General features: G+C 40.5%; 15 protein-coding genes. 6 read left to right on the forward strand and 9 right to left on the reverse strand.

Annotation, left to right across the window (positions count from 1 at the left end; genetic code table 11):
* Window positions 1-80 precede the first annotated feature (80 nt).
* Both H5182_RS12675 and H5182_RS12680 read left to right on the forward strand, forming a co-directional pair.
* Entirely contained in the window at window positions 81-1,031 is a 951-nt protein-coding gene (locus H5182_RS12675) for a chemotaxis protein CheV (RefSeq protein ID WP_145237870.1), read from the forward strand.
* A 165-nt stretch (window positions 1,032-1,196) separates the two neighbouring features.
* Window positions 1,197-2,510 (forward strand): short-chain fatty acid transporter, encoded by a 1,314-nt coding sequence (locus H5182_RS12680; protein ID WP_182760129.1) that lies wholly within the window; start codon window positions 1,197-1,199, stop codon window positions 2,508-2,510.
* Window positions 2,511-2,561: 51 nt separating this feature from the next.
* Here H5182_RS12680 and H5182_RS12685 read toward each other — a convergent pair whose 3' ends face one another.
* Window positions 2,562-3,578: a metalloprotease gene (locus tag H5182_RS12685; protein WP_145237859.1), complete on the reverse strand. Its 1,017-nt coding sequence runs from the start codon at window positions 3,576-3,578 to the stop codon at window positions 2,562-2,564.
* A 144-nt stretch (window positions 3,579-3,722) separates the two neighbouring features.
* On the opposite strand from H5182_RS12685, the gene H5182_RS12690 reads away from it, so the two are divergent.
* Window positions 3,723-4,943 carry an EAL domain-containing protein gene (locus H5182_RS12690; protein ID WP_145237856.1) on the forward strand — a complete coding sequence of 407 codons (1,221 nt, stop codon included), beginning with the start codon at window positions 3,723-3,725 and terminating at the stop codon, window positions 4,941-4,943.
* On the opposite strand, the gene H5182_RS12695 is transcribed toward H5182_RS12690, so the two are convergent.
* Window positions 4,940-6,016, reverse strand: a complete 1,077-nt coding sequence (locus H5182_RS12695; RefSeq protein WP_145237853.1) for a CNNM domain-containing protein — start codon at window positions 6,014-6,016, stop codon at window positions 4,940-4,942. The genes H5182_RS12690 and H5182_RS12695 overlap by 4 nt on opposite strands.
* Window positions 6,017-6,187: 171 nt before the next feature.
* On the opposite strand from H5182_RS12695, the gene H5182_RS12700 reads away from it, so the two are divergent.
* Both H5182_RS12700 and H5182_RS12705 read left to right on the forward strand, forming a co-directional pair.
* Window positions 6,188-8,683, forward strand: a complete 2,496-nt coding sequence (locus tag H5182_RS12700) for a S9 family peptidase (protein WP_182760130.1) — start codon at window positions 6,188-6,190, stop codon at window positions 8,681-8,683.
* 154 nt (window positions 8,684-8,837) lie between these two features.
* A complete protein-coding gene (locus tag H5182_RS12705; protein ID WP_182731734.1) occupies window positions 8,838-9,545 on the forward strand; it encodes a response regulator transcription factor in 708 nt (235 codons plus the stop codon).
* A 13-nt stretch (window positions 9,546-9,558) separates the two neighbouring features.
* On the opposite strand, the gene H5182_RS12710 is transcribed toward H5182_RS12705, so the two are convergent.
* From H5182_RS12710 to dinF, 3 genes are all read right to left on the reverse strand, one after another.
* Window positions 9,559-11,073 (reverse strand): YifB family Mg chelatase-like AAA ATPase, encoded by a 1,515-nt coding sequence (locus tag H5182_RS12710; RefSeq protein WP_145237843.1) that lies wholly within the window; start codon window positions 11,071-11,073, stop codon window positions 9,559-9,561.
* A 33-nt stretch (window positions 11,074-11,106) separates the two neighbouring features.
* Window positions 11,107-11,721 (reverse strand): trimeric intracellular cation channel family protein, encoded by a 615-nt coding sequence (locus tag H5182_RS12715; RefSeq protein ID WP_145237840.1) that lies wholly within the window; start codon window positions 11,719-11,721, stop codon window positions 11,107-11,109.
* Between the two features lie 116 nt (window positions 11,722-11,837).
* The gene (dinF, locus tag H5182_RS12720) at window positions 11,838-13,172 is read right to left on the reverse strand and encodes an MATE family efflux transporter DinF (protein WP_182731732.1); all 1,335 of its coding nucleotides are present in this window, start codon (window positions 13,170-13,172) and stop codon (window positions 11,838-11,840) included.
* On the opposite strand from dinF, the gene H5182_RS12725 reads away from it, so the two are divergent.
* Complete coding sequence (locus tag H5182_RS12725; RefSeq protein WP_182760131.1) at window positions 13,149-14,180, forward strand: polysaccharide deacetylase family protein; 1,032 nt, start codon at window positions 13,149-13,151, stop codon at window positions 14,178-14,180. The genes dinF and H5182_RS12725 overlap by 24 nt on opposite strands.
* 64 nt (window positions 14,181-14,244) lie before the next feature.
* On the opposite strand, the gene H5182_RS12730 is transcribed toward H5182_RS12725, so the two are convergent.
* The 4 genes from H5182_RS12730 to H5182_RS12745 form a co-directional block, all read right to left on the reverse strand.
* A complete protein-coding gene (locus H5182_RS12730) occupies window positions 14,245-15,276 on the reverse strand; it encodes a chemotaxis response regulator protein-glutamate methylesterase (protein ID WP_182739922.1) in 1,032 nt (343 codons plus the stop codon).
* A 10-nt stretch (window positions 15,277-15,286) separates the two neighbouring features.
* Complete coding sequence (gene cheD / locus H5182_RS12735; RefSeq protein WP_149980431.1) at window positions 15,287-15,904, reverse strand: chemoreceptor glutamine deamidase CheD; 618 nt, start codon at window positions 15,902-15,904, stop codon at window positions 15,287-15,289.
* On the reverse strand, window positions 15,897-16,718 hold the full coding sequence (locus H5182_RS12740; protein WP_182718551.1) for a protein-glutamate O-methyltransferase CheR: 822 nt from the start codon (window positions 16,716-16,718) through the stop codon (window positions 15,897-15,899). The genes cheD and H5182_RS12740 overlap by 8 nt, the downstream gene beginning before the upstream one ends.
* Before the next feature lie 121 nt (window positions 16,719-16,839).
* Window positions 16,840-19,527, reverse strand: coding sequence for a methyl-accepting chemotaxis protein (locus H5182_RS12745; protein ID WP_182760132.1), 2,688 nt, complete (start codon window positions 19,525-19,527; stop codon window positions 16,840-16,842).
* Window positions 19,528-19,562 lie beyond the last annotated feature (35 nt).

Below are 19,562 nucleotides of genomic sequence, written 5' to 3' on the forward strand. Positions count from 1 at the left end.
AGATTATTATCTAGACTGCTTTTTTAAAGTAGAACAGTGTAAGCTATACTTGAATTATTAATTATAAAGTCGAGCGTGTTATGTCAGGTGTATTAGCTTCTGTTGATCAACGAACTCAACTCGTTGGTGAAAATCGCTTAGAGTTATTATTGTTTTATTTGCACAGTCGCCACTTGTTTGCTCTTAATGTCTTTAAAGTTAAAGAAGTAGTGAAACTGCCGCATCTTAGTATCATTCCACATGCCCATCCTAAAATATCAGGCGTGGCCAATATTCGTGGTGAATCAATCCCTGTTATTGATTTACGCCAAGCGATTTGCATGTCTGCGGCTAAGAACACTGAAGATAGTAACTTAGTGATCACTGAATACAATCGCACAGTACAAGGGTTTCTAATTGGTAAGGTTGATCAAATCGTTAATATGACATGGTCAGATATAATGCCACCGCCTTCCTCTATCGGTAAAAATCATTATCTAACTGCGCTCACTAAAATTCAACGTGATGGCCAAGAGCAGTTAGTAGAGATCATTGATGTAGAAAAAGTACTAGCAGAAATTGTTGAGTACGAAGTACAAATTTCTGATGAGGTGCTTGATCAAAGTATCGTAAACGAATTTGTTGGCCGAAAAATACTCCATGCTGACGACTCACCTACAGCACGAAAACAAGTGAGCGATACATTAACGCAGTTGGGTATTGAGATTATCCCAGCCAGTAATGGTCTTGAAGCACTCAATATGCTTAAAGCCTGGGCTGATAAAGGCATGGACGTAGAAAAAGAGTTACTGATGGTGATCACCGATGCAGAAATGCCAGCAATGGATGGTTATCGCTTAACGCACGAGATCCGTAACGATAACCGCTTAAAAAATCTGCATGTGGTACTTAACACATCCCTCAGTGGCAGCTTTAACCAAGCCATGGTCGAGAAAGTGGGTTGCAATGCGTTTTTATCTAAATTTCAACCAGACTTACTCGTAGAAGAAGTACAAACACGTTTAAAAGCGGTCCTCGCACCACAGAAATAGCACTGTATCTAAGCGTGGCTTATGCCACGCTAGTGCTTGAATTAACGTTTGTTATAATGACGAAGAAATACGCGATTTAACACCACGACTACAACTCTATTTGCCAATTAAACACTTTCGTGATTAATTGGCAATATGTAGCAATAATCAAAACACACAATCATTATGCTAAATCATGTTGCCAAACCGTTCACTAAATTAGTGGAACGTTACCTACCCGATCCATTTATTTTTGTTATTTTACTCACACTACTTACCTTTATAATTGCGTGTGTAGTGACACCTTCAAACCCACAACAAGTGCTGAGCGCGTGGGGCAGTGGTTTTTGGAACTTACTGAGTTTTGCCATGCAGATGCTGTTGGTATTACTCACCGGATATATGCTGGCAAGTACACCGATGATGAGCCGACTGCTCACGCAATTAGCAAAACTTGCCAATACTGCGCCAAAAGCTATTTTATTAGTGACTTTTGTATCATTACTTGCCAGTTGGATTAACTGGGGATTTGGCTTAGTTATTGGCGCTTTATTTGCCAAAGCCATTGCCCGCCACACACTAGTTGATTATCGCTTACTGGTTGCCAGTGCGTATTCTGGCTTTATTGTTTGGCATGGTGGCTTGGCAGGCTCAATTCCTTTAACTATCGCAACGTCAGGGCATTTTTCACAGCAAAGCATTGGTGTGATAAACACCAGCGAAACACTTTTTTCAGGATTTAATATAGCCATAGTTATTGGCTTATTTATCATTATGCCACTGGTTAATCGTTATATGTTACCCAGCGCCAAAGACAGCATTTATGTTGATAAAACGCTATTAGCAGAACCGATACCTAAGCCCAACAATGTTACTCGCCCTGCCGATAAAATTGAACACAGTAAGTTATTAGGACTAGGCATTGGAGTGCTTGGGCTAGTTTATTTAGCTAATTATTTTGTGTTTAGTGGCGGCTCACTTAATTTAAACAGTGTGATTGCACTGTTTTTATTTTCTGCGATTTTACTGCATCAAACGCCGTATAATTTACTTAATAGCCTGCAGCAAGCAGTCCCCAGCGGCGCAGGGATTATTATCCAGTTTCCATTTTATGCTGGGATCATGGCAATCATGGTACAAACAGGTTTGGCGCAGCAAATATCACAAGGATTTATCGCCATCGCCAGTGCACAATCACTGCCGTTTTGGAGCTTTTTAAGCGCGGGATTAGTCAATATATTTGTGCCATCTGGCGGTGGACAATGGGCGGTACAAGCACCGATAGTGATACCCGCAGCACAAGCTCTGGGTGCAGATATACCACGCGTGGCTATGGCGGTAGCTTGGGGTGATGCGTGGACTAACCTGATTCAACCATTTTGGGCCTTGCCAGTGCTAGCAATTGCCGGCCTAAAAGCCAAAGACATTATGGGCTTTTGTTTAGTGCAGCTAATTATAACCGGCGTGTTTATATCCTTGGTGTTGAGTTTTTATCCGTAACGCTTGCTGCAAAAATATAGCGTGAGTAACACCTCACGCTATTTAAATTTGTTAACTCGACAATATCTTCATCGGCAGGCTTAAAATTGCATTTTCAGAGTCAGCAAAATGCATCATCACAGCCACATGGCCTGCAACTACTAAAGCGTACATCACGGCCGAAAAACCTTGCCCATATTTATCTAGTGGCAGTAAATGTGAATAGTGGCGGCCGCGCCATTCAAAGGCTATTTCCAGTGCACCGATAAATAAGAAAAACACTAATAGCATTAAGCCAAAGGTGTAGCTTAGCCATAAGCCAAATAACACGCCTAAAATACAAATACTCAATCCAACCCATGAACGCATTGAGAAGCTAATACTTTTTAATACATGCCCGCCATCAAGCGGCAAGATAGGTAACAAGTTAAATAAATTCAATAATGCGCTGAGTACTGCGACCCCGGCGAATATTTCCATCTCGGTGGCGTAATAAAGCACCACCCCCATTACGGAGGTGATCAAACCAAATGCGGGCCCCATTAAAGAAATCACCACATCTTGCCAGCGGGTGGTAATTTTATCGTCGCTCACCGCAAGACCACCGACGAACGGGATCAAGTAAATGCCTTTGGTTTTAATCCCAAAATATTGCATTGCTCTAACATGGCCGTATTCGTGGATCACTAAACAGGCAATCAGCATCAAGGCAAATTCAAAGGTGAACAGCCACGCATAACCAGCCACTGAGGCGCCAGCTAACGCCACTTTAACAACTTTGGCACTTTTAAAGATCTTAAAACCAAGCGCAAATAATCCAAGCAGCCCCTGCTTAGGTTTGGTTTTTTCAATTGGTGGCAAGGTGAGCTGTTGTACAAATTGATTATTAATATGAAGTGATAAACTTTGTTCAACTACAGCACTGGTGTCTAAGCCAATTACTTGATCGTCAAGTTTAAATTCAAAATAATTTTCGCGCGGATTATCAAACCCAATCGCTTGTTGTTGCTGAAAAATTTTTACAATTTGTTGCCCTGCGAGCACTAAACTAAATTGTTGATCAGCGAGGGTCAGCTGTATTTGCATGATGTCACTTTAAACCTTAAAAATTATATCGTTAGTATACCCATTTTTTTAACGAGATTATGGAATATATTTGCAACTATAAAGCTGACACCTTCGCTATTCTCGACTACTTTTAGTTAACAAGTAAATTTTATTTCAGGGAAGAAAATGACAAAATTAGCACGCAGCATTCTGGTCGTTGATGATTCAAAAGCTATTTTAGTAGTGATGCAGGCTATCTTAAATGAGCTTAATGTGCCCAATGTAACTACGTGCTTGAATGCTCAAGACGCTCTTAATAAAGTAAAAACGAATCTATATACTTTTGACGCCGTGTTTACTGACCTGAATATGCCAGACATGGATGGCATGGAGCTTATTCGCCACCTTGGCGATATCCAATATCCAGGCGCAATTGTCATTATTTCGGAAATGAATTCAAAAATCATTGATTTGGCGGCTGATTTAGCCCGAAAAAATAATGTACATTTAATTGGTAACATCGCCAAACCAGTGCAACTCAACCAAGTTTATACACTGCTACAAAAACTAGAGTATTTAGCTTGTCATACTGAAAAACCCACAGAACCAATTTCTGAAACGCAATTGCTGCATGCAATAAGTCATAATGAGATAACGCCGTTTTATCAACCAAAAGTAAACCGTAATAGTAATAAAGTTGAAAGCATAGAAGTATTAGCCAGAATAGTGACCGCGGAACAAGGCGCAGTACTTTTACCGGAGCGATTTATTTGTGTCGCTGAAGATCTAGATTTAATTAACCTAATCACATTTCAGTTGTTTGAAAAGGCAACAGGCGATTTCTCAGAAATAAAAACTCGTTTAGGCTACAAACTTAAACTGGCCTTTAATTTGTCTCCCTGCCAGCTAGAAGATTTAAGCTGCCCAGATAAGCTGGCTTTAATTTTACATCTTAATCAATTGACCCCAAGTGAAATTATTTTAGAGATCACAGAACAGCATGCTTTATCCAGTTCAGCACAGCTAGAAACTCTAAACCGTTTGCGAATGCGTGGTTTTGGTATTTCTCTTGATGATTTTGGCACTGGGTTTACCAATGTACAACAATTAAAAACACTGCCTTTTACTGAGGTGAAAATAGATCGTACCTTGATCAGTAATATTGAAAGTGATTTATTTTCTCAGGTCATTGTTAGTAGCTTAGTGAATATAGCTATTCAAGATGACTTAACAATTGTCGCTGAAGGCATTGAGCGCGTTGAGGAGCTTGAATACTTGGAGCGTTTTAAAGAGCACATTTTAATGCAGGGCTTTTTGATCAGTCGCCCAAAAGGCAAAACTGAATTTATTCGCTGGGCGCAATCATGGCTACATATGGTTTCATTAAATAGTCATAGCCGACGTTAATTTTTTCGTTTCGCCATGGTATTCTCAGCGCTTAACAATTTATTGCTACTTTCCAAGCGCTGACGCCACATTTGCTTAGCAACTGCTTGCATATTAGCTGATTGATCATGCTCGTCTACAATTTCAAAGCCCATTAACGCTTCAATCATATCTTCGAGCGTCACAATCCCCTGCACATCACCATATTCATCTACCACTAAGCAAATATGAGTGCGCTCAGCTAACAAAGTATGTAATAAAGTAGGTACATATAAGGTCTCTGGCACAGTATAAATAGGTTTTATCAACTTGCTGATTTTATAGTTCTCGCCCAATCGATGATACGCCAACATAATATCGTTTTTATGTACAAAACCGATAATATCATCACCATTTTTATCATATACCAACACTCGAGAAAACGACGCTGAACCATGCTCAGCTAAATACTGATTTACAGTTAAATCTTTATGCACTTTAAACAAGACGGTACGCGGGGTAAGTAATGAATCTAATTTAGCGTGGCGAAAATGCAATAAACTACGGATGATTTCAGACTCTTCCTGATGCAAAGCACCTGATTGCGACCCCATATCAGCCATAGCTTCAATTTCTTGACGAATATAATACTCTTCGTTGTAATTACGGCCCAATATACCGGTGAGTTTTTCAGCAAGCCACACAAAAGGCTTTAGTGCGATGACTAAATACTGTAATGCTTGGGTCACCATAGGTGCAAGCGTTCGCCAATGCTTTGCGCCCAGAGTTTTTGGAATAATTTCTGACAGCACCAATACTAACAATGTCATTATCGCCGAAGCAATTCCCACCGCCGCATCAGAAAAAACCACCGCGGCTTGTGCCCCTACACCGGCAGCACCTGCAGTATGGGCAACCGTATTTAAGGTTAAAATAGCAGCTAAAGGCTGATCTACATTGGTTTTTAATTGCTCAAAACGTTTGGCTAGCTTAGGCTTTTTTTTACGCAATACTGCGACATAGCTTGGCGTAATACTCAATAGTACGGCTTCCATAATCGAACATAAAAAAGAAATCGTAATCGCCGCAACCATGTAAACGATTAATAATGTCACTGTTACCCCTTAGCCAGTCAGTCAATTATACCCCCTTAGGTATACACCTTACCAAGTGTAGCCCCTAACCTCAAACCTTACGCTGCTGAGCAATGAAATCCATCGCAGAGCACTTTTTGGCACCACAACCACATGCTATATTAAATTAAATTCCCTACATCAGGCTCAATAATGAATTTTAGTTCACTATGGCGCGGTAAAGCACCTCGCCTAACAACCACATTCGCGGTGTTAACTTTAAGCACATTAAGTAGCGCTTTAGTCGCTGCACCATTAGATAAAGCAGATATTAAGTTTATTGGCCCAATTGCAGCCGACATGCAGCTAAAGCCATATCAAACTGAGCATCAAGATGCGATTATTAACGCACTATTACCTAGCATTCAACAACCAACAACAAGTATTACGGTATTTGGCGAAAAATTAAAGTGGCAAACCTTAGACAAAGTAAATGCGTTAACTCTTGGTGGTCTACAAGCATTAAAGTTTACCGCTCATGCAGAGCGCTTTAGCCAAGGCACATTGACACTTAAAGGTATCGAAAAAGCGCAGTTGTTTATCGATGGTGAAAAACAATCAGTCACAAAAGAAAGCTATGAACTGGCATTACCGCAAGGCGATCACCAAATAGTGATTATTGCTGAACAAGTTGCTAATTGGCACGATGTTGACGTTGATTTCAACCCTAAAGCAGCAATTGATAGATTAACTTTTAGCAATAAAGAGCAACACGGTTTATCTGCTAAACAACTGTTTGATGCCACAACGGTTAGTTCACTATCTTTAGCACCTGATGCCAAACACTATTTAGTGGCAAAACGTCATTATCAGGATAGCACTGGCAATCAAGCAAATGTGATCACAGAGCTAAAAAATGATGATAATCAAACAGTTTACCGTTTTGAGTCGGGTCAACCGAGTAACATTATTTGGAGCCCCGATAATAATTATTTAGTCTATCTATTAGATGGAAAGTTAAAGCAATTAAATCGAAAAACCCTTAATCTTAAAGTGATTGCCAGCAACCTAGAGGGCGCGGGTGACTTTGCATATTACGATAACAACAGCTTAATCTTCAGCTGGTCCAAATCACCAGCAGCTGATAACAGCCTAACTAAACACTACCAAGGTTTACAAGATCGTTGGTCATATGCCCGCACAACCTCACAAGCTTACTTATTAGATATAAGTACAGGCCTGAGTAAAACAATAAGCCAAGGACCACTTAGTCACAGTATTGAAGATTTTAATAGCAAACGTGGTACGGTATTACTGAGTCGTGGTGTGCAAGTAATGCAAGCGTCGACTCACCCCACCACTGAGTTAGTGGAATTGAATATTACCAATGCGAGCAACACAGTTATTGGTCAGTTTGCTACGTTTAATCAAGCTAAATACACAGGTGATGACATTTATGTCACTGCGGGTCCTGATTTTAAAGATGGTTTAGGCAGAAACCTACCTGAGAATATGCTTGCTAACAACTATGATGGACAGCTTTACCTATTAACTGATCATGGTAAAAATGCAGCACCATTAAGTCGTGAATTTGATCCTGCCATTGGTCAACTTGAAGTGCTCGCTAATGGCGATGCCCTCGTTAAAGTCACTGAGCAAGATACGATTGCTTTGTACCTGTACGATAAAAGCAAACAACGCTTTAGCAAACTCAAAACAGGTTTTGATGTAGTTGAACAATTCAGTTTTTCACACAACCGCAGCCCAGCTATTTTAGTTAGCGGCTCTAATGCATCATCTCCACAGCAATTAAAACAGTTAAGTATTAATAAAAACACCGCAACCACATTGTGGGATTCTAAACCACAAGCGTATGCAAATACCGATATAGCCAGCTTAGATGAATTTAACTTCATCAATACCGCAGGTGTTGAAATTAAAGGTCGTGTTTACTTTCCAAGCAATCTTGATAAGAACAAACACTACCCAGCATTAGTATATTACTATGGCGGTACATCACCGGTTACTCGTGGTTTTACTGGGCGTTATCCTTTCAATTTATGGGCAGAGCATGGCTATGTGGTTTATGTAGTGCAACCGACCGGTGCAACTGGATTTGGCCAACAGTTCTCTGCTAAGCATGTGAATGCGTGGGGTCAATATACTGCTGACGATATTATGCAAGGTACCCAAGCACTATTAAAACAGTATCCATTTATTGATAAAAATCGTTTAGGTAATTTAGGCGCATCATACGGTGGCTTTATGACTATGTTACTGACCACTAAAACAGACATGTTTAGTGCCTCAATCGCACACGCGGGGATTTCTAATATTACCTCGTATTGGGGTCACGGTTGGTGGGGCTATTTATATTCTGGCGAAGCCTCTAAAAACAGCTATCCTTGGAATAATAGTGAACTATACAGCCAACATAGTCCGGTTTTCCATGCAGACAAAGTAACCACACCGCTACTGCTATTACATGGTGATGCTGATACCAATGTACCTGTAGGCGAAAGTCACACTATGTATACTGCGCTGAAACTACTAGGCAAAGATGTTGACCTTATTGAATATAAAGGGGCGGACCATCAAATTTTTGCTCGCGATCAACGCTTTGATTGGTGGGATACTATGCTTGCCTACTTCGATAAGCATTTAAAAGAGCAACCACAGTGGTGGCAGTACTTATACCCTGAAAAGTAGCTTTTATTCTGTTCAACAGGTAAACCTAGTATGTTTACCTGTTGATAATAATTAAATAATCACCTAAATAGTGCATAAATACTAAAAATCGCCCTTCTCACCTTTTACGAATGAGTGATAACATAGAGGCATCATTAAAGGTAATTAAGATACTATGACTATTCATGTTTTATTGGTTGAAGATGACGAACTATTAGTAAAACGTATATTCAATCATTTTGCAGAGACTGAATTTTGCATTGAAAATGATGCGACTGGCGCTGATGCCTTAGCAATAGTGCAATCTCGCGCTAATAATCATGATGCCATATCATTAGCAATTATTGACATAGTATTACCTAAACGTGATGGCTTACATTTAGCAAAAGAACTCAACACCCTCACAGACATTGGTGTGATCATGCTTTCAAGCAGAGATTCTCAAGCCGATCGTATTGCCGGACTTGCCCAAGGCGCTGATGACTATATTTGTAAACCAGTTGATTTATTAGAGCTTGAACTACGTATAAGAGCACTTTATAAGCGCTTGAAAAGCAATAATAACAGTAGCGATGAAAGCGAAGAATTCATTGAATATGCTGACTTCAAACTGCATCCAGACAACCGTACTTTAATCACTGCTAATGGCATTGAATCTAGGCTCACTGAAGCGGAACATAAAGTGTTAATTTGTTTGATCTCAAACGCAGGAAAAGCCACGTCTCGTGAAAAAATATCAGAAGAAATTGGCCAGCCAGATTGGAGTCCAAATGACAGAACTGTTGATGTTTTAATTGGCCGCTTACGTAAAAAACTGAGCGATGAAAAAGACCAAAAACGCATCGTTACGGTACGCGGTAAAGGCTACATGCTGTCAATTTAATGCAATCTAACCACTAATACTGGGTTAATTGTGATAACAAACGTTCAAATGCACGATAATTGAGTGCCTCTTTTAGTTCATCTAAACTAATATTATCTTGCCCTTTTAGATCACTAATTGTTCGCGCTACTTTGATCACTCGATGATAAGAGCGTGGCGATAATGATAGCTTTTCACTGGCTTTAGCTAAAAACTGTAACTCCGGCGCTGCAAGCGCGCAATGCACACTCATTTCTTTATTATTAAGTCGCGCATTGACTTTACCTTGGCGACGCAATTGCAGATTATATGCCGACTCGACCCGCGTGCGCACAGTCGCACTACTTTGTTCTTCTTGAGTGCTTTGCAATTGCGCGCTATTTAAACGTGGTAGCTCTATTTGTAAATCAATACGGTCAATAAATGGTCCTGACACTCGCGATAAATAACGCATAACTTGATCCGGAGTTGCGCGCTTATCATTATGACAACCCGTAGGACTTGGATTAAGAGCCGCAATTAATTGAAACTGTGCAGGAAACTCCATTTGCCTTGCCGCTCTTGAAATCGTTACTGTGCCTGTCTCCATAGGCTCGCGTAATGAGTCAAGCACCTTACGTTCAAACTCTGGTAGTTCGTCAAGAAATAATACGCCATTATGCGCTAGTGAAATCTCCCCGGGCTTTGGGTTTGAAGAGCCTCCGACTAGTGCCACAGCGGAGCATGTGTGATGAGGATTACGAAATGGTCGCTTGCGCCAATTAGTTAGATCGACACTTTGGCCAATAATTGAATACAACGCTGCGGTGGAAAGTGCCTCATCATCGGACATGCCCGGCATAATAGTCGGCATACGTTGCGCGAGCATTGACTTCCCCGTACCAGGTGGCCCCAAAAAAAGTAAATTATGGCCACCCGCCGCAGCGATTTCTAACACTCTTTTCGCGCCCGGCTGGCCTTTTACATCACTTAAATCAATTAAGAATTCAACACCGCTATGTTGCTGTTCTGGGTAGCTAATATTAAGAGGTAAAGGCTGCTGATTGAGTAAATCACTCCATACTTCTTGGATAGAAGAGACCGCTTTGCGCTCAACGCCATTTACTAAACTCGCTAAACTGTCATTTACTAAAGGTAAAAAACAACAACGCCCTTGTGCTTTAGCTGCTAAAACTGATGGGAGTATTGCATTCACGCCACGCACTTCGCCATTCAGTGCCAGCTCACCATAAAATTCATAGCGTTCAATATCAGTGCAAACAATTTGCTCTGAAGCGATGAGAATACCAACCGCAATCGCTAAATCAAAACGCCCCCCCTCTTTGGGTAAATCAGCAGGTGCTAAATTGACTGTAATGCGTTGGTCTGGAAAACCAAATTTAGAGTTTTCTAATGCGCTGCGTACACGATCTTTGGCTTCTTTTACTGAGGCTTCGGGCAAACCTACAATATGAAATGCTGGTAAACCATTACCTAGATGCACCTCAACGATCACTTCAGGTGCTTGAATACCCACTTGGGCACGAGAATAAATTCGAGCTAATGACATCCTTTGTCCCTGTAACGTTCTGTTCTTTACAGTCTAGTCAGGATATTTAAAAATATGTAGTGTTAGTTGCCATTTCATTGCTGCAAGGCGTAACAGCAAGGTGGTTAACATCGCTAACACCATCGCTATCTCTGTCTCAATGTTCAATACAATTGCTTGGGTATAAACAATACCACCAGCAATACAAGTAATTGCATATAGCTCACCTTTTAATAGCATAGGAATATTGCCTGCCAACACATCTCGCGTTACCCCGCCAAAGCAACCGGTGATCACCCCCATAATAATTGCGGTTGTAGCTGGCATCCCCGCGAGCAATGCTTTTTGCGCCCCCATTACAGCAAAGAACGCTAAACCAAACGCATCTGCAACTTGTAAATGATATAAAGGAATTGATTTTTGCTTATTGATCAATCGCGTGGTAACAAAGACAGATGCAAATATCGCGATAAAATAACTTTGGTCGTGTAACCAAAATACCGGAACATCTAAAATCAAATCTCGAATTGTGCCACCACCTATCGCGGTGACCGTCGCCAGTACCACGACTCCAAAGCCATCCATTTTTTTATCATAGGCAATTAAAGTGCCTGACATGGCAAATACGGCGATGCCAATTAAATCAAACCAATGATAAAGTTCAGTCATATATCCAAGCCATCCCAAGATGCGAATCGAAGTTAAAATAAACAGTGCTTAACGACGCCGTTTTAGCACAATAAATCCAAAGTTATAAGTGAACTTTAGATTTATTGCTATTTCTATTAATTCAGTAACTGCTGCGCTGTTTGCAACTGCTTATAACGTACGACCAATGTAATGCCACGCAGTAGCATAAAGCAGGTCATTGCTAACCAAAGCGCATGATTTTGCCAAGCATTAAACACCCAAAACACGCCAAAGAATCCAACTAATGCTGAAATTAGCATGGTATTTCGCATATCTTGAGCTCTAGTTAGGCCAACAAAAATACCATCAAACAAAAAGCAACTCATTGCCGCTAATGGCATAAAAATTAACCATGGTAAGTATTCATTGGCGGCTTTGATCACTTCAGGAATATCTGTTAATAAGGTAATAATTTGCGAACCAAACAATGCAAAAAACACGCTATAACAAAAAGCAAATAGCATTCCCCAAAATACGCTTATTTTTACCCATAAGTTTATACGCCGTACGCTATGTTGACCTTTTGCTTGGCCAACTTTTGCTTCACTTGCATAGGCAATACCATCAAGAGCAAAGCTCACTAGCATTAAAAAGTTCAGTAATACAGCATTTACCGCAAGCGTTACCTCGCCAATGCGTGCACCATAGAAGGTCATAAAGCTAAAACACAGTTGTAAAATTAAGGAGCGAATAAAAATATCACGGTTAAGACTTAATAACGCCCACATTTTATCTCGGCTAAACCACCCACCTAAAAATAGCGGCACAGTCATTTTTTTCGCCAACCTAAAAACCAAGAATAATGCAAATAATAGCGCGGTATAATCGGCAATCAACGATGCCCAAGCAGCTCCGGCGACTTGCCAATCTAAGTACACAACAAAATAAATATCTAAAACAATGTTGGTGATATTAGTAACTAGTAATAAATAAAAAGGCCCTTTACCGTAATGAATCCCTAACATCCAAGCTAATAATACCAAGTTACATAATGCCGCTGGTGCACTAAAAATACGAATTTCAAAATAACTATAAGCTTGTGCGAGCACCTGCGCACTGGAACCAGAAAGGTAAGCTATGGCATTTTTAATAAGTGGCGATAAAGCAATTAAAGAAAATGCCACGATAAGCGCTAATACTAAACTGCGCTTTAATAATCCGGCTAATTGAGGATAATCTTTCTTGCCATAAGCTTGCGCAACCAGCCCTGTGGTACTCATGCGTAAAAAGCCCGCCAACCAAAATAGTAATGAAATTACCGTGGCGCCCAAGGCAATTCCGGCAAGAAAATGAGCACTACCAAGATGCCCTATTACTGCAGTATCAACTATTCCTAACAGTGGCACGGTTATATTTGATAATATCATTGGACCAGCTAACAACAGCAAGCTTTTATGGTGTGCTTTATGACGATTAAGAAATTTTTTCACAGTCTGCTATCGATCCTCTTTTGTCTATCTTTACCTGCTCACAGCGCAGTTATTTTACAGTATCATCATGTCAGTGAGACCCTGCCAGCAGTCACCAGTGTCAGTGCAGAAACCTTCACTGAGCATTTAAACTATCTAAAACAGCATGACTTTAACGTAGTGCCACTGAATGAATTACTATCTGCTTTACAACAAGGCCAAAGTTTACCAGATAAAACCGTCGCTATTACCTTTGATGATGGTTACAACAATAATTATGAACAAGCAGCGCCGATATTAGAAAAGTTTGCTTACCCCTATACTATTTTCGTTAATCCAAAATTGATTGATGAAGGTAAAGGCTATGTAATGGGCTGGGATAAACTCAGAGAACTTGCCAAAAAAGGTGCTCTGATCAGCAATCACAGCGCACAACATGATTACCTACATCGTAAATTAGCCGATGAAACAACCCAACAATGGCAGGCGCGTGTTAAGCAAGATATTTTGTCATCACAACAACGGATCAAAGAAGAAATTGGCCATGACTATAAATATTTAGCATATCCATATGGCGAGTTTAATAACCAATTACAAATTTTAGTGAAAGAGTTGGGCTTTATTGGTATTGGCCAACACTCTGGTGCCATCAACAAAGACTCTGATTTTAGCCGTTTACCACGCTTTCCGGCTTCTGGGTTTTATAGCAAGCTTGATACGCTAGTGACCAAACTAAACTCTCGCGCATTTTCAATCCAAGAGCTTACTTATATTGATAGCGTGACCAGCCAAAATCCACCTCAGATCAGCATTAAATTTAATATGGGAGACTTTCATAAAAGTCAGCTAGCTTGTTATGTATCGGGCATCGGTCAGGCAAAACTAAACTGGTCAGCAGCTGATACTGTGACCATAAATTCACCGAAAAATTTAGCTCAAGGGCGGTCACGATTTAACTGCACAGCACCATCAATTACTCATAAGAATAGCTATTATTGGTTTTCACAACCGTGGGTAATTGTGCAGTAAAAATATAATCCCTTGATAATTATCAACCTGAGCCCGGGATAATCAGCTCAAGTTTATAAGGTGACTACTTTTTCATTGCTTGGTTTAGTAGATGCTGCGTCACTTTATCAAGCGAGACCACCGCTAAAGCTGCTCCGATCTCTACAGCGGCTTTAGGCATGCCCCATACCACTGACGATAGTTCATCTTGCGCTACGGTATAAGCACCATGCTGTTTTAGCGCCAGTAAACCTTGCGCACCATCGCTCCCCATACCCGTTAATAAAGCTGCGATGGTATTTTTAGGGCACACTTTAACCAGCGAGTTAAACAATACATCAACCGCAGGACGATGACGGTTAACCGGCTCGCTCTCATCAAGCTGACAATATAAGCTGCCTCCTTGCTGTATAACGCTTAAGTGTTGACCACCCGGGGCGATAAACGCCCAGCCAGCTTTTAACTTATCGCCTTGCTGCGCCTCTTTGACATTGATAGTGCATGTTCTATCCATGCGCAAAGCAAATGAACTACTAAACACAGGTGGAATATGCTGCGTGATAACGATCGGAGGGCAGTTTTCTGGCATTCTTATTAGCACCTCTTTAATCGCCTCAGTTCCTCCTGTTGAAGCTCCAATCGCCAAAACCTTATTGATACTAAACTGTGCATTACTTAACGTTTCGATAGGTTGTACTTGGCTTAATTTAAAAGGCCGTACTCGTGCCGCCGCTGCCGTACGGACCTTTTGTTGCACTAATTTAGCATACTGGCTTAATTGCTCAGATACATTGACTGTCGGCTTAGCTATAAAATCAACTGCCCCTAATTCCAGCGCCTCCAAAGTCATCGGTGAACCTTTTTGGGTGAGCGTTGATATCATTACCACAGGCATAGGCCGTAGACGCATTAGGTTTTTCAAAAAACTAATGCCATCCATTTTCGGCATTTCAATATCTAAAGTCAGCACATCGGGATTAAGTTGCTTAATCATTTCTCGTGCTTGATAAGGGTCTTCTGCACACCCTACGACCTGAATATCATCAGCCTGGTGCAGTACCTCCGTCAATACTCGTCGAATCAATGGCGAGTCATCAATCACTAACACCTTGACCATTTTTTACCCCTTAAAATAACTCAATATCGGTTTTAGAATCTTGTTCTTCGATATCATGTAAATAACGGACTTCGCGTTTTTCAATCACATCAGTGTGCATGTCGCGCAATTTTTTAACCTGCGCTTTGCCTGTTTGAGGGTTAAAATTGACCTTACGCGGCCAAGGCCCCCCCACATCATGAGACACTAATTCTAGCCCTTCTTCTTGCACATAAGAGTAAGCAAAGCGAATATTACCAAGGCCAATATCTGTCATCGAGCGAATAATTTTACCGCCGCCAAACAGTTTTATTTTTAGATTTTGCCTAGAGGCGCCATTTTTAAGTACTTCATTAATTAAAAACTCCATCGCCCAGTTACCATAACGACAATTTAAGTTATGCGCACTAGTTGGCTCTACGCCTTTTTCAATCGGTAACATAAAGTGATTCATGCCACCCACACCAAGCTTGTCATCATAAATGCAAGCAGCAATACATGAACCTAGCACAGTGGAAATCACCTCATCGTTTTTTGACACGTAAAACTCACCGGGCAATACTTTAGCAATAACTTGCCGCTGACCTGAGTCCCAAAACCGCTTAATATGCTCAAACCCATGTAATACTGGCTTAAAATGACTATCCATAAATCACCTTCTGATACATAGTTTTACCTAAGTTTTTAAACTCACTATGCTCCTTTCCCATGGTTTCAGAATGACCTAATAATAGGTACCCATGATCAGCTAAAATATGACAATAACGGTGGAATAACTGATCTTTTGTTTCTTTATCAAAATAAATCACCACATTACGACAAAAGATCACATCAAAAGGCCCTTTCATTGGCCAGTCTTGTAATAAATTCAACCGCTTAAAATGAATTTTTTGCTGTAATTCAGGTTTAACTTTGAATAACTCACCATCTTTAGTTTTTAAAAACCAGCGCTGTAATTGATGTTGTTCAAGTCCATTCACATTAGCCGCAGTGTAGGTACCTGATTGTGCTTTAGCTAATACATTTGAATCCAAATCAGTGGCTAAAATTTTCACATCCCAATCGGCTGGAAATAACCCATGTAAGGTCATAGCTAAAGAATAGGGTTCTTCCCCAGTTGAACAACCTGCAGACCATATCCGAACTCGCCGAGTGCTTTTATTTGTCACTAATAACTTGGGTATTACATGGGATTGCAAATAATCAAAATGATGTGATTCACGAAAAAAAGAAGTCAGATTAGTTGTTATTGCATTGATAAAATCACTAAATTCTTGCTCTTTATGTGCCTCTAAATAAGCTAAATACTGTTTAAAATTTGTCAGCTGCAATGTTCTGAGCCGACGAGCAAGACGTGAATAGACCATTTCTCGTTTATGATCACCTAATACAATGCCACACGCGTCATAAACTATTGCAGCTATTTGCTTGAAATCATGGTCGGTTAGTAAAAACTCTTTCATTACAATTACTCGCAATAGGCGTGACTGAGCTGCGATTGAATATTAACAAAATTGCTAAAAGTTAAGACTCTGGATTTTTCAAAGTACAGAGGCTTAACTAGTAATGCGATTGCAAAAAACGTTAAAATTCCTCCCATTCATCAGCTGAATTAGCAAAGTTATTACCTCGCGCTTTACTACGGATATTATTACTACGTGGTGGCGCGGTAGTAGGAGTTACTGATGCAGTATTAATTACAGCGTCTTGCTGACTTATAGTAAAAAAGTTCAGTAACCGGGTCATATCATTCGCTTGCTCTGACATTGACTCGCTGGCCGCGGATGCTTGCTCAACTAAGGCCGCATTTTGCTGGGTCATTTCATCCATTTGCGAAATAGCTTTGTTGACTTGCTCAATACCTGAACTTTGCTCTTCGGACGCTGCTGCAATATCAGATATCATTTCAGTTACTTTTTGTACTGCAATAACAATTTCTTTTAAAGTGGCTCCTGATTCATTAACTAATAAAGTGCCATCTTCAACCTTACCAACGCTATCTCTGATCAACTCTTTAATTTCTTTTGCAGCACCCGCTGAACGCTGCGCTAAATTACGCACTTCGCCAGCAACAACAGCAAAGCCACGCCCTTGTTCACCAGCTCTAGCAGCTTCAACAGCGGCATTAAGAGCTAATAAATTAGTTTGAAATGCTATTTCGTCAATCACGCTAATAATATCGGCAATTTTTTTACTCGACTCATTAATTGCCGACATGCTGATCACCGCGCGATTAACAACTTCGCCCCCTTGCTGCGCTTTGTCGCGCGTTTCTTCTGCTAATTCATTAACCACTTTTGCATTATCAGCATTTTGACGTACTGTACTGGTCATTTCCTCCATGCTAGATGCTGTTTCTTCAAGCGATGAGGCCTGCTCTTCTGTACGCTGGCTTAGATCAGCGTTGCCTTGAGATATTTCCTCTGCTCCACTTGCCACTAAGGTTGCCGAGGTATTAATACGATTAATGACTTCCGTTAATTTATCAGCCGTGGTATTGGCATCACGCTTGAGTTTTTCAAACGACCCCTGATACTCTTGCTCTATCCGTTTTGATAAATCACCATTGGCCATCGCATCAAGCATATTAGCAGTACCGGTGACAGCATCATCAACAATACCAATTAAACCATTTAGACCTTTAGCTAAGCGTAAAAAGAAACCGCCCTTACCTTGCTCTGTAACACGAGCGTCTAGATTACCTTTGCGTGCAGAGCTGACTAAGTCAGCAATTTCTTTTTCTATTGCGACTTCGGCTGTTCGATCTTCCCACTCCACCACAGTGCCAATACGTTCATTTTCTGGGGAAAAAATAGGGTTCGCAACTAAGCCAAAGGTGCGCCCACCTACAAGTATCTCTGCACTGTAAGTATCGGTTAGCTTGCTTAACAGATTGCGTTGATGAGCTGGGTTCTTATGAAATACATCAATGTTTTGCCCTATTAACTGACTACAATCAAAATTAGGTAAGTCGCGTCGTAAATCTTGCTCTGCGGCGCGCATCATATTTTGCACCGCTTCATTCATATATATAATATCGTTTTTAGTATTTGCAATCATGGTGTTTGTGGCAACCCGATCCAGCGCTCTTCGTACACGTAAATTCTCTTCAGCAGCACGTTTTTCAGCAGTCGATTTTTTAATACTTTCGGTTAAATCTTGCCACTCAATTATTGTTCCTAAGCGCTTACCTTCTTTATTAAACCAAGGGGTCGCAATAATATTAAAAATTAACGATGCAATTTCTAGTTTTGACTCAATAGAGTCGGTCAAGTTTGTATACAACTGAACCTGTTGTGCTGTATTTTCAAAAAATGCCGTAATACTTGAGCCCACTATACTATTGACGGAAAAATCACCTAGTACACTCTGCAGCTCACCTTGTCTGGCTTGGAACATTTGTTTTAATTGATTGTTAGCAAACACTATCTGTAAATCATTGTCTGCCATCATCACACTCGCCTGGCAGATCGTTAATGCGCTCGATAGATCAGCATCCCTTTTTGATTCTTTTTCTAATTCTTTTTGAGCTGTGATGTCTGTCGCATATTTAACCACCTTATAAGGTTTGCCACTGAGATCAAAAATTGGGTTATAAGATGCTTGGATCCATACTTCACTGCCATCTTTAGCGATACGTAAGTACTCACCTGAGTCAAATTCACCACGACCTAATTTTTGCCAAAACAGTTGGTATTGCTCACTTTTAGCAACCTCAGGTTCAATAAATATACGGTGATGCCGCCCGACTATTTCTTCTAACTGATAACCAAATGTCTGCAAAAAGTTGTCATTCGCGGTCAACACGCTGCCATCTAAACCAAACTCAATCACCGCTTGAGATTTACTAATAGCAGCAATTTGACCCGCAGCTTCAACAGCAACCATCTTTTGCGCCGTAATATCACTGGCAAATTTCACAACTTTTATAACATTTCCATGCTCATCCTTAACGGGGTTATAAGTTGCTTGGATCCACACATCTTTGCCGCTTTTACTGATCCGCTGAAACTCATCAGCAATAAACTCTCCGCCTTTCAAGCTTTGCCAAAAGCTTTTATATTCACTGCTCTGAGCTTCTTTTTTAGATACAAACATTGAATGATGCTGGCCCTGAATTTCTTCTAAGGGGTAACCCATTACATCTAAAAAGTTATTATTCGCCGTAATAATTATGCCGCTAGGTTCAAACTCAATCACCGCAAGTGACTTATTTAATGCCGTAACGATTAAATCATTATTTGATTTTTTAGAATTACTAAACCACCCCATGCCCATCACCTTCTTGTTGATCACCATTTGCTATA

It is taken from the genome of Pseudoalteromonas sp. SG44-17 (assembly GCF_014164235.1).
Lineage (GTDB): Bacteria > Pseudomonadota > Gammaproteobacteria > Enterobacterales > Alteromonadaceae > Pseudoalteromonas > Pseudoalteromonas rhizosphaerae.